Origin of the sequence: Microbacterium thalli (genome assembly GCF_028737325.1) — a bacterium.
GTDB classification, from domain to species: Bacteria; Actinomycetota; Actinomycetes; order Actinomycetales; family Microbacteriaceae; genus Microbacterium; species Microbacterium thalli.
Genome location: NZ_JAQZCH010000001.1, coordinates 218,141 through 229,745, shown reverse-complemented (window position 1 = coordinate 229,745; position 11,605 = coordinate 218,141). Strand labels below are relative to the sequence as shown.

Genomic DNA, 11,605 nt, shown 5'->3' with positions numbered 1-11,605 from the left:
AAGACATGACGAAGACACGACGCCTCCCTCGCGAGGTCCCGCCGGGGGCGGCGCTGCTCGGCCTCATCGCCGTGATGACGACGGTGGCGGGATGCTCCGCCGTGGACAACCTGGCCTATGGGCGCGCCGAGGCCACCTACGACGACGCCCGCAGCCTCGCTCAAGCACGCGGCGACGTGCCGGAGTGGCTGCCGAGCGACGCTCGGTCGATCCAGCGGGTCTCGTCCACGCGCGACGAGACCTCGGAATCGCTCGTCTTCACCAGCGCCGAGGGACTCGCCGGCTGCGAAGAGGTTCCGCGCCTGTCGGCTCCCACGATGGAGGTGGATGACGCGCCTGACGTGTACAAGATCTCCGACGTGCTGGCCTGCGGCACGTGGGCTGTCGCGCAACAGGACGGAACGTTCTACGCCTGGACGCCCGCTGTCGAAGCCGAGGACTCGCAGCCCTGACGGATGCCGCCGTGTCGGGGCCGTGGGGCCGTGTCGCACCGGTGGCGCCGAGCGCGGGGGCGGCGTAGCGTGCGGGCATGCCCGCTCCTGTGCCGTACATCCATTTCGCCGGACACGCCGCCGAGGCGCTGACGTTCTACCGGGCGGTGTTCGGGGGTGAGCTGCAGCTGCACACCTTCGCCGACTTCGGTCGCGAAGACGGCGCGCCGACGCTGATCGCGCACGGCGAGCTGCGCGGACCCGTCGACGTCTTCGGTGCTGATGCGACCGCGACGGACGAGCCCGTCGCCGTCAGCGGCCTGATGCTCGCGCTGCTGGGAGCCGCGGATGCCGATACCTCGCGGCGATGGTTCGATGCGCTCGCCGAGTCGGGGACCGTCGTCGACACGCTGCAGCGACGTGCGTGGGGCGACCACGACGGTCAGGTGCGTGACGCGTGGGGCATCACCTGGCTCGTCGGCTTCTCGGAAGGCTGATCGGCTTCTCGCAGGGCTGACCCGGCGACGCGATATCACGCCGCCGGGTCGACCAGACGTTGCGGATGGGTCAGCGGGCGACGCCGGCGAGGCTGCCCGTGACCTGACCCTGCGGGTCGCCGATCATGCAGAGGATCTCGCGGTCGCCGGCATCCCAGCTGCCCGTGGTCGGGACGTAGTAGTTGAAGTCGAGCACCGACTCCTCGTACGACATCCCGACGAACGCGGTGAAGGCGTCGTAGCAGACCTGCTCGGCCTGCGTCTGCACGCCCTCCGAGCCCGGGTACTCGTCGCCCTCGATGTTCTGCGCGTGGTACGCCTCGAAGTCGTGCGGCTCGCCGCAGGGAACCGTCGGTGCCTCGGTGACCTCGGTCTCCATCGTGCCCGCGTCGAGCAGGCAGTCGCCGACCCGGATCGCGAACACGTCGGTGCTCTCGTTGGTCTCGGTGATGGAACCCGACTCGTCGCGCACCGGCGCCTGTGCGGTCGAGAACGGCGAGCCGGAGCATCCGGTCGCCACGAGGACGACGGTCAGGGCGGCGAGAGGCAGGACGGAGAGTCGACGAATCGTGATCACGGCGAAATGCTATCGATTCCTCGAGAATCCTGAGAGCTATTTATGACTCAGCTGGATGCCGCGACCCGGCCCACCGTGTCCACGCCCGGCACCTCGTCGAGAGCGGTGTACACCGGGATGCCGCGCTCGCGAGCGATCGCGACGTCCTGGTCGGCGCCGCGCGATTCGCCGGGCAGGCGCAGGACCGCGTCGCACCGTTGCAGCAGTCGGTGGGCGACCGGGTACGTGACGTCCTTCGCCAGCGGGTCGGTCGGCCCGGAAGCGCCGGCGCTGCTGAGGACGGGCAGGGCGACCCATTCGCCGATCATGGGGATGTGTCCGGCGGCGAACAGCGGCCACGCCGCTTCTTCGAGCCGGTCGAGGTTGCGGCGCATCAACTCCGGGTCGCCGTTGGTCCCGGATGCGTACGGGCCGGCGATGAGGATCATGAGTGATTCGGTCATGGTTCCGATAGTATGCATGAACGTGCATAATCGTGAAGGAACAGGAATGCTCGCTGCATCACGCAAGGATCTGCTGTTGACCCGGCTTCGGGCCGATGGGCGCATCGTCGCAAAAGACCTCGCCGCCGAGCTCGGAGTGTCGGAAGACAGCATCCGTCGGGACCTGCGCGAGCTGGACGCCGCGGGCCTCGCCGTGCGCGTCTACGGCGGGGCTGTGCCGGCCTCGCCGGCTGTCGTCGACTACGGGGCGCGCCAGTCGGTCGCCACCGACAGCAAGCGTCGCGTCGCCCGCTTCGCCGCGTCGTTGATCGAACCGGGCAGCACCGTCATCATCGACGGCGGCACGACCGCGCTCGCCACGGTCCAGGCGCTCGATCGCGCGCTGGCCTGCACGATCATCACCCACAGCCCGACCGTCGCCGCTGCGCTGCTGGAGCACGCGGCCGATGTCATCATCATCGGCGGGCGTCTGTTCAAGCATTCCGCCGTCGCGAGCGGAGCTGCGGCGGTCGAGGCCGCGCGAGGCCTCAGGGCCGACCGGTTCCTGCTCGGGGTGACGGGCATCCACGACGAGGCGGGGCTGACGACGGGCGACCCCGACGAAGCGGCGATGAAGCGCGCGCTCGCGGCCCAGGCCGCCGAGACGTTCGTCCTCGGCAGCGCGGAGAAGATCGGCGCGGTCTCGCGCTTCGCCGTGCTCCCGCTCGAGGACGTCACGGGCGTCGTCGTCGATCCCGATGCGACGCCGGCGGGGCTTGCGGCGCTCGAGAAGCGGGGCGTCCCGCTGCTGCGGGCGACCTGACGCGCCGCCGGCCGCGCCGATAGCATGGCGTCATGCAATGCCGGTGAGCTCCTTCTCGATCCCCTCCCGCACGTCGACGTCGACGTCGACGTCATCGAAAGGCTCACGCATGCACTCCTCCCTCCCTCTCCGCGGCCGGACCGCCCTCGTCACCGGTGTCTCGCGCCGGCGGGGGATCGGCTTCGCCGTCGCCACCCGGCTCGCCGGCCTCGGCGCGAACATCGTCATCCATCACCACCGACCGCACGACCTCGACCTGCCGTGGGGCGGCGACGACCTCGCCGCCGTGCGCAGCAGCATTCGCGAGAGCCTCGTGGACGAGGCGCGACTCGACGACATCGGCGCCGACCTCGCGGACGCGTCGGTCATCCCCGACCTCGTCGCGCGGGCGGCGGCGCTGACCGGCGACCTCGACATCCTCATCTGCAACCACGCGAAGAGCGGCGACGACGGCAGCATCCTCGATATGACGCCCGAGCGCCTCGACGCGTTCTGGGACGTCAACGCCCGCTCGACGCTGCTGCTGACGGCGGAGTTCGCGCGGCGCTTCGCGCCCGCCACCGAGACGCCCCGCCGCCCGGGTGACCGGATCGCCGGCGACAAGCCGTACGTCGGGCCCCGGGGCCACGTCGTCTGGATGACGTCGGGCCAGATCCACGGGCCGATGGTCGGCGAGGTCGCCTACGCGACGAGCAAGGCGGCGCTCGCCGGCATCACACCAACCGTCGCGGCTGAGCTGCTCGAGCTCGGGGTCATCCTCAACACCGTCAACCCGGGCCCGGTCAACACGGGCTACCTCGACCCCGAGACCACCGATCGCTCGCTCGACGACCTCGACCGGTACCTCGCGACCACGCCGTTCGGCCGTGTCGGGCGGCCGGACGACCCCGCCGAGCTCATCGCCTGGCTCTGCAGCCCGGCGGGCGCGTGGATGGTGGGGCAGGTCCTGACGAGCGACGGCGGCTTCAGCCTCGGCTGACCCGCGCCGACCGGCCCCAGCCGCGCACGGAGTGAACCATCGCGGTCTTCGGGTACGTGCCGCGCGGCGGCCCGATCTCGAAGAGGTCGATCATCAGGAACAGGGGATAGTCGGGCGCTTGCGGAAGGCGCTGGACGATCTCGCCGTCGCATCCGATGATCGTCTCGCCGTCGCCCCAGATCGCGGTCCACACGTGCGGTGTGCCAGCGTCGAACGGCAGGGCGGTCTCGATCATCTGCGTCGCGAGCCTGTCGTCGTGATGCGCCTTCACACCGGTGCGAGCCGTCCAGGTCTCGCCGGCCGCGCGTGCGTCGATCTCGAAGATGCAGACCTCGCCGCAGTCGCGGGCGCTGCGGTGCTCAGTCCCCACCAACCATGCCGCGAGCATGCAGTCGAGGTCGCGGCTCGCGCTGACCTCGATGTCGACGCGGCCGGCGGCCGGGGCCCAGAGCAGGCGCAGCGGCACCTCGGTCTCGACACGCAGCCCGTCCGGCCGGTGGCGGTGCGTCCCACGCGTCGACCCGAGGGGACCGCTGAACGACCCGGTCTGCAGGTTGGAGACCCGCAACGGGGCATCGGCCGGACGCCAGTCGGGCTGGTCCTCGTCGATGCGGAGAAGCAGGCCGTCGGAGTGCCGCCCGTAGCGGGCCTGCGCGCGGTCGGGGGTCGTCCACTGCGGAAGGTAGCCGTCGACCCACAGGTCGGGATCGGGGCCGTTCGAGAACCGGTCCTGCATGTCGGGCGGTGTCGCGGGCGCGGCGGGCAGAGGTCCGAGCATGAATGCCTCCGGGTCAATCGGTGCGTACCAGCAGGTCGCCGATCTCGCAGTCGAGCGCTCGGCAGATGGCCGCGAGGGTCGAATAGCGGATGGCGCGGGCGCGGTCGTTCTTGAGGATCGACAGGTTGACCACCGACACGCCGACGAGCTCCGACAGGTGAGTGAGCGTCATCTCGCGCTCGGCGAGCAGCTCGTCGAGGCGGCAATGGACCCCGGTGGGCCCGGCGTCGTCGGCCGGGGTCATACGAGCCCCTCGCTGTCGCGCTGCATCCGTTCGCCACGACCGGCCGCGACGGCCAGCAGCACCAGGATGCCGCCCACGCCGGCCAGGAGCCAGTTCGTCTGTGCCAGCAGCTGCCGCGGCGACCCGACGGGGGCGGGGACGACGTAGTCGGCGCCGGCGAGGTCGGGGGAGTCGTACAGCCCCGACCGCGGATCGAGCACGTTGACGCCGAGGTCGGCGAGGGCGACGACGGTGGCCTGCGCATCGACGATGGGCGCGAGCACCGCGACGGCGACGGCCAGGACCCCCAGGACCGCGAGTCCGACGGTGGTGAAGCGGCCGAACATCGTGCCGTGCAGCATCCGTCGAGTCTGGACGAAGACGAACACGCACCCCGCGAGGATGAGCAACCCCATCGCGGCGTTCGGGATCCAGGCGAGCAGGCGCACCCACCCCGATGCGTCCTCGTCGATGATGGTGACCGTGCGGTAGAAGGCCTCGAGATCGGCGTCTCCGCCGATGCGGGGAACGCGATCCCGCGGCGGCGCGATGTTCACGGTGAACATGAGGGACTCGGTCGCCCGCAGTGTCGTGAAGAGGATGCCGCCGGCGATGACGAGCGCACCGAGCACGACAGCGAGAACCTGGGTCGCCCGCCCGATCGCCCGCGTGTTCGACATCTGCATTCTCCTCATATCGATTTTCGTTGTTATCGAGAAACGATATGGCGCGGATGTCGTCGGCGCAAGCCCCGCATGCGCTATGCCGACGGCGAACACGGGCATACCCGTATCCGTGCCTGGTTAATCTCTTTCGTAAGCGCCCGGAGTCCCGGCGCTCAAAGGAGGCTGACGATGTTCGAGAGATTCACGGATCGTGCCCGTCGCGTGGTCGTGCTCGCCCAAGAAGAGGCGAAGATGCTCAACCACAACTACATCGGGACCGAGCACATCCTCCTGGGTCTGATCCACGAGGGTGAAGGCGTCGCGGCCAAGGCCCTCGAGAGCCTGGGCATCTCGCTCGACGCCGTGCGCGAGCAGGTGCAGGACATCATCGGTCAGGGGCAGCAGCAGCCGACCGGTCACATCCCCTTCACGCCGCGCGCGAAGAAGGTGCTCGAGCTGTCGCTGCGCGAAGCACTGCAGCTCGGCCACAACTACATCGGCACCGAGCACATCCTCCTCGGCCTCATCCGCGAGGGCGAGGGTGTCGCCGCTCAGGTGCTCGTCAAGCTCGGCGCCGACCTGAACAAGGTGCGCCAGCAGGTCATCCAGCTGCTCAGCGGCTACCAGGGCAAAGAGCCCGCCGGCGCGACCGTCGGTGCGGGTGAGCAGACCCAGGCGCCCCAGGGCGGTTCGGCGGTGCTCGACCAGTTCGGCCGCAACCTCACGCAGGCGGCGCGCGACAACAAGCTCGACCCCGTGATCGGTCGCGAGAAGGAGATCGAGCGGGTCATGCAGATCCTCTCGCGCCGCTCGAAGAACAACCCCGTGCTGATCGGCGAGCCCGGCGTCGGCAAGACCGCCGTCGTCGAAGGACTCGCGCAGGCGATCGTCAAGGGCGAGGTGCCCGAGACGCTCAAGGACAAGCAGGTCTACTCGCTCGACCTCGGCTCGCTCATCGCCGGTTCCCGCTACCGCGGTGACTTCGAGGAGCGCCTGAAGAAGGTCACGAAGGAGATCCGCACCCGCGGCGACATCATCGTCTTCATCGACGAGATCCACTCGCTCGTGGGCGCCGGTGCGGCCGAGGGCGCGATCGACGCCGCATCGATCCTCAAGCCCCTGCTCGCTCGCGGTGAGCTCCAGACGATCGGTGCCACGACCCTCGACGAGTACCGCAAGCACTTCGAGAAGGACGCCGCGCTCGAGCGCCGGTTCCAGCCGATCCAGGTCGGCGAGCCGAGCATCCCCCACTCGATCAACATCCTCAAGGGCCTGCGCGACCGGTACGAGGCGCACCACAAGGTGCAGATCACCGACGGGGCGATCGTCGCGGCGACCAACCTGGCCGACCGCTACATCAGCGACCGCTTCCTGCCCGACAAGGCCATCGACCTGATCGACGAGGCCGGCGCCCGCCTGCGTCTGTCGATCCTGTCGTCGCCGCCCGAGCTGCGCGAGTTCGACGAGAAGATCGCCAAGGTCCGCGAGGACAAGGAGCGCGCGAGCGAGGAGCAGGACTTCGAGAAGGCCGCCGCCCTGCGCGACGAGGAGAAGTCGCTGCTCGCCGAGCGTCTGCGCCTCGAGAAGCAGTGGCGCTCGGGCGACGTGGCCAGCCACGCCGTCGTCGACGAGGGCCTGATCGCCGAAGTGCTCGCGCAGGCCACCGGCATCCCGGTGTTCAAGCTCACCGAAGAGGAGACCAGCCGTCTCGTCTTCATGGAGAAGGCGCTGCACCAGCGGGTCATCGGTCAGGAAGAGGCGATCGCGGCGCTCTCGCGCACGATCCGTCGCCAGCGTGCGGGCCTCAAGGACCCCAAGCGCCCCTCGGGCTCGTTCATCTTCGCCGGCCCCACCGGTGTCGGTAAGACCGAGCTGGCCAAGGCGCTCGCCGAGTTCCTGTTCGACGACGAGGGCGCACTGATCTCCCTCGACATGTCGGAGTTCGGTGAGAAGCACACCGTCTCGCGTCTGTTCGGTGCCCCTCCCGGGTTCGTCGGATTCGAAGAGGGCGGCCAGCTCACCGAGAAGGTGCGTCGCAAGCCGTTCTCGGTCGTGCTCTTCGACGAGATCGAGAAGGCGCACCCCGACATCTTCAACTCGCTGCTGCAGATCCTCGAAGAGGGTCGTCTGACCGATGGTCAGGGCCGCGTGGTCGACTTCAAGAACACCGTGATCATCATGACGACCAACCTCGGTTCGTCGGCGATCGCCGGTGGTCCGGTCGGCTTCCAGGTCGAGGGCAACTCGCAGACCAGCTACGAGCGGATGAAGGGCAAGGTCGACGAGGAGCTCAAGCGCCACTTCAAGCCCGAGTTCCTCAACCGTGTGGACGACGTCATCGTCTTCCCGCAGCTGAACAAGGACGAGCTGCGCCAGATCGTGGGCCTGTTCACGAAGCGCCTGAGCGACCGTCTGCTCGACCGCGACATGACGGTGGAGCTGTCGGACGCCGCCAAGGACCGCCTCATCGAGATCGGTTTCGACCCGACCCTCGGTGCCCGTCCGCTGCGCCGCGCCATGCAGCGCGAGGTCGAGGACCAGCTCAGCGAGCGGATCCTGCACGGCGAGCTCAACAGCGGCGACCACGTGAAGGTCGACGTCGAGGGCGGCCGGTTCGTCTTCGAGACCGCGCCGCGCGAGGACAAGGTCGCGATCGGCGTCGGAGCCGCGGGCGAGATCGCCGCGACCCCAGACATCGCCGCCAGCGGAAGCTGACACCGATCGATCCCGAAGGGGCGGATGCTGCGGCATCCGCCCCTTCGTCGTTCGTGGGTCAGACCCCGAGCGGGGCGACGTCGACCGAGACGCGCAGGGTCGAGGTCTTCGCCTCGGTGAAGATGATGCCCTTCACGGGTGAGACGTCGCCGTAGTCGCGACCCCACGCGACGGTGACGTAGCGGTCGTCGGCCCAGTGGTCGTTGGTCGGGTCGATCGCGAGCCACTGGTCGGTGCCCGGCAGCCACACGGCGAGCCACGCGTGCGAGGCGTCGGCGCCGAACACGCGCTCCTTGCCGGGCGGCGGCTGCGTCGCGAGGTATCCCGAGACGTAGCGGGCCGCGACGCCGTGCGATCGCAGGCACGCGAGGGCCACGTGCGCGAAGTCCTGGCACACGCCCGCGCGCTTCTCGAGCGCGTCGCCGACCGTGCTCGTGACCGTCGTGGCGGTGCTGTCGTAGTCGAAGTCGGCGTGGATGCGGCGCATCAGGTCGGTCGCGGCGTCGCCGATCGGGCGCCCCGGGGTCAGCGACACCGCTCCGTACGCGGCGGTCGCCTCGGACTGCGCCACGCGCGGCGACGGCATCGCGAACTCGGCGGCGCGCCAGGCACCCTCCTGCTCGGGATGCTGCAGCGGGCGGGCGAGCTCCCACGGCTGCGCGAGCGCGTCGTCGTCGTACACCGGGGTCGTGACGGTGACGTGGCTCGACGACTCGATCGACAGTGCCTCGTGCGGCTCGGTCACGTGGAAGTACGTCGACCAGTTGCCGAAGTAGTCGAACTCGCGACGGATGTCGCCCGGGTCGGGCGCCACGACGACAGCGGCATCCTGCACCTGCTGCCAGGGCAGCGCGCGGGGCGTCAGGTGGAACTGCCCGACGCTGTCTTCGACGGGCGCGCTGTAGCTGTAGGCGGTGCGGTGCCAGACCCGGTACCGCTTCATGCGCGGGCCTCCATGAGCTCTTCGATGAGTGCGAGCGACGACAACGGCACGGGCGGCGGGCCGCTCTCGAAATGCAGCTCGTCGATCGCGTCGCCGAGCTGCTCGAGCTGAGCCGTCAGCTCGCGGAGCACGTCGGCGAGCACCGAACGGATGCCGTCGTCCGCGACGGTCAGCGCGTCGGTGTCGATCGCCGTCGTGAAGGCCTCGAGATCCTCGACCAGGCGCTCCGGTCGCGTCGACCCGGTCGAGGCGGGGGCGGCCGCGAGGTGCGTGCGGAGGGACGCGAGCGCGAAGGCGAGGGAGCGGGGATTGTCGGGGTCGCGCAGCAGCAGGTCGAGCACATCGGGCAGGCGGACGGCGCCCCGGTGGCGACGCCGATGGGTCACGATGCTCTCGGATGCCGCGAGCACGGCTTCGAGCACGGCGCGGTCGGTGCGCACCTCGCGGCGCTCGACGGTCACCTGCAGCAGGTGGCACACCTGCAGCGCGCGTTCGAGGAACCGACCCGTCTCGAGCAGGTGCCAGCCGGCGTCGCGCATCATGTTCGCCGTGACGCCCTGCAGCGACAGGACGACGGTGAGCATGCGCCCCGCCGACTCGGCCGTGCGGTGCGGATGCGGCGAGGCGCGCAGTGCCCGCGAGGCGCGCTCGATGCCCGCGAAGACGCGCCAGGTGTCGCCCGAGAGCTGGTCGCGCACACCCTCCAGGGCGTCGCGCAGGCGCGCGAGCGCGTGGGCGGTCGATCCCGTGCGACCGGCGTCGAGCAGCAGCGAACGGAAGTCGGCGTCGGCGTCGTCGGCCCGGGCCGTGCCCGCCCCGGCGAGGCGGTGGATCGCATCGCGCAGCACGCGGGCGCTCGTCGGCGTCGCGCGGCCGGTGCCGGCCAGGTCGAGCTGCTGCTGCGCGGTGAGCACGAGACGCAGCGAGTCCTCCGCCCGTTCGGCGTACCGCCCCGACCAGAACATGTCGTCGAGCGCGCGCGGGGCGACGCTCGGCGCGCTGCGCCCGCCCGGCAGCGGGGCGATGTCGCCGAAGCCCTGATCGGCCTCGCCCTCGGCGGCCTTGAGGATCCAGACGTCCTTGGTGGTGGGGGCGGCATCCGGGTTCTCACGCACCGTGGCGAGCCCGCCGAGCAGGGGCCGGTACGCCGAGCCGTGCCGCAGCGTGAACGTGCGGAGCACGAGCGGCCGGGCGTGCGCGGTGTCGCCCGTCCACACCGGAGCCTGCGACAGGGGCAGCAGCTCCTGGCCGACATAGCGGTGCGGGGCGGCGGCGATGCGGTCGGCGACCGCCGCGGCATCCATCCCGGTCAGGTCGCGCCGCGAGCCGTCGATCGTGCGCACGATGAAGCCGGGGTCGCCGGCGCGCAGTCGCGCCAGGACGGTGTCACGCGCGTGCGGGTCGCCGCACCACCACGTCGGGACGCCGGGCAGGCGCAGCTGCTCGCCGAGCAGGGCCTCGCATGCGGCCGGCAGGAAGGGCAGCAGCGCGGGGTTCTCGAGCACGCCGGCGCCGAGGCCGTTGACGATGCGCACGGTGCCGCGCCGCACCGCCTCGGTGAGTCCGGCGACGCCCAGACGCGAGTCCGAGCGCAGCTCGAGCGGATCGCACCATTCGGCGTCGACGCGGCGCAGGATGACGTCGACCTGCTCCGTCGGTTCGCGGTGCGGCCATCCGGTCGGCTTCATCCAGACGCGGCCGCCCCGCACCACGAGGTCGCTGCCCTGCACGAGCGGCAGCCCCAGGCCGCGGGTGAGGAAAGCCTGGTCGAAGGCCGTCTCGGAGTGCGGGCCCGGCGTCAGCACGATCACCCGTGGCTCGTCCACACCGTCGGGCGCCGACCCGACGAGTGTGGCGTGCAGCGCGGAGAAGTACGGCTCCATCCGGTGCGGATCGCTCTGCTGGTACAGATCGGGCAGCACCTGCGAGATGACCCGCCGGTTCTCCATCGCGAATCCCAGGCCCGAGGGGGCCTGCACGCGGTCGGCCAGCACGCGCCACTCGCCGTCGGCGTCGCGGCCGAGGTCGGTGCCCGAGAGCAGCAACGGATGCCGCTCGGCGCCGGCATCCCGCGCGACGGGGCGCAGGAAACCCGCGTGGCCGAGCACCGCCGCCGCGGGGACGATGCCCGATGAGAGCAGCGTCTGCGGTCCGTAGAGGTCGGCGAGCACCGCGTTGAGCAGCTCCGCGCGCTGCGCGAGCCCGCCCTCGAGTCGAGCCCACGCGGCGGCGTCGACGACGAGGGGGACCGGATCGAGCTGCCACGGCGCGGCGCCGGCGTCGGGATGCATGTACGTCACGCCGTCGTCGGCGAGGAAGCGCGTGATCTCGCCCTCGACCCGGGCGAGCTCAGCGGGGGTCAGGGCGAGCGCGAGACCGGCCAGCGACTGCCACGCCGGGCGCAGCCCGCCCTCGGCATCGACCACCTCGTCGTAGCGCTCGGGCTCGTCCAGACCGGCCGGAAGCGACGCCAAGGGAAGTGTCGGCTGGGACACTGCGGCTGCGTAATCGCGGAGCACGCTCACGTCGGCACTCCCCGTGCGGGTGGGATC

The 11,605-nt window shown here is 70.7% G+C and carries 12 protein-coding genes; 5 read left to right on the top strand and 7 right to left on the bottom strand.

All coding sequences use genetic code 11. The features are described 5' to 3' along the window. The first annotated feature begins 5 nt into the window (after positions 1–5). Complete coding sequence (locus PUW82_RS01230; protein ID WP_274220525.1) at positions 6–452, top strand: hypothetical protein; 447 nt, start codon at positions 6–8, stop codon at positions 450–452. A 77-nt stretch (positions 453–529) separates the two neighbouring features. Continuing rightward, the gene (locus PUW82_RS01225) at positions 530–928 is read left to right on the top strand and encodes a VOC family protein (RefSeq protein ID WP_274220524.1); all 399 of its coding nucleotides are present in this window, start codon (positions 530–532) and stop codon (positions 926–928) included. A gap of 70 nt (positions 929–998) precedes the next feature. Here the strand turns inward: PUW82_RS01225 and PUW82_RS01220 are convergent, their stop codons facing one another. Next, positions 999–1,505, bottom strand: a complete 507-nt coding sequence (locus PUW82_RS01220) for a septum formation family protein (RefSeq protein ID WP_274220523.1) — start codon at positions 1,503–1,505, stop codon at positions 999–1,001. Positions 1,506–1,552: 47 nt separating this feature from the next. Beyond that, entirely contained in the window at positions 1,553–1,948 is a 396-nt protein-coding gene (locus PUW82_RS01215) for a TIR domain-containing protein (RefSeq protein WP_274220522.1), read from the bottom strand. A gap of 46 nt (positions 1,949–1,994) precedes the next feature. On the opposite strand from PUW82_RS01215, the gene PUW82_RS01210 reads away from it, so the two are divergent. Next, positions 1,995–2,750 carry a DeoR/GlpR family DNA-binding transcription regulator gene (locus tag PUW82_RS01210; protein ID WP_274220521.1) on the top strand — a complete coding sequence of 252 codons (756 nt, stop codon included), beginning with the start codon at positions 1,995–1,997 and terminating at the stop codon, positions 2,748–2,750. Positions 2,751–2,859: 109 nt separating this feature from the next. Beyond that, positions 2,860–3,729, top strand: a complete 870-nt coding sequence (locus PUW82_RS01205) for an SDR family oxidoreductase (protein ID WP_274220520.1) — start codon at positions 2,860–2,862, stop codon at positions 3,727–3,729. Here PUW82_RS01205 and PUW82_RS01200 read toward each other — a convergent pair. Genes PUW82_RS01200 through PUW82_RS01190 form a run of 3 tightly spaced genes read right to left on the bottom strand, consistent with a single transcriptional unit; the run spans position 3,716 to position 5,410 of the window. Then, the gene (locus PUW82_RS01200; protein WP_274220519.1) at positions 3,716–4,507 is read right to left on the bottom strand and encodes a hypothetical protein; all 792 of its coding nucleotides are present in this window, start codon (positions 4,505–4,507) and stop codon (positions 3,716–3,718) included. The two genes, PUW82_RS01205 and PUW82_RS01200, sit on opposite strands and share 14 nt — an antisense overlap. 13 nt (positions 4,508–4,520) lie before the next feature. Next, entirely contained in the window at positions 4,521–4,751 is a 231-nt protein-coding gene (locus PUW82_RS01195; RefSeq protein ID WP_274220518.1) for a helix-turn-helix domain-containing protein, read from the bottom strand. Continuing rightward, entirely contained in the window at positions 4,748–5,410 is a 663-nt protein-coding gene (locus PUW82_RS01190; protein ID WP_274220517.1) for a hypothetical protein, read from the bottom strand. The genes PUW82_RS01195 and PUW82_RS01190 overlap by 4 nt, the downstream gene beginning before the upstream one ends. A 174-nt stretch (positions 5,411–5,584) precedes the next feature. Here PUW82_RS01190 and PUW82_RS01185 point away from each other — a divergent pair, with 174 nt between their 5' ends. Then, positions 5,585–8,110 carry an ATP-dependent Clp protease ATP-binding subunit gene (locus PUW82_RS01185; RefSeq protein WP_274220516.1) on the top strand — a complete coding sequence of 842 codons (2,526 nt, stop codon included), beginning with the start codon at positions 5,585–5,587 and terminating at the stop codon, positions 8,108–8,110. A 58-nt stretch (positions 8,111–8,168) separates the two neighbouring features. Here the strand turns inward: PUW82_RS01185 and PUW82_RS01180 are convergent, their stop codons facing one another. Next, positions 8,169–9,053 (bottom strand): transglutaminase family protein, encoded by an 885-nt coding sequence (locus PUW82_RS01180; RefSeq protein ID WP_274220515.1) that lies wholly within the window; start codon positions 9,051–9,053, stop codon positions 8,169–8,171. Further along, positions 9,050–11,548: a circularly permuted type 2 ATP-grasp protein gene (locus tag PUW82_RS01175; protein ID WP_274220514.1), complete on the bottom strand. Its 2,499-nt coding sequence runs from the start codon at positions 11,546–11,548 to the stop codon at positions 9,050–9,052. Before PUW82_RS01175 ends, PUW82_RS01180 begins: the two co-directional genes overlap by 4 nt. Positions 11,549–11,605: the final 57 nt, after the last annotated feature.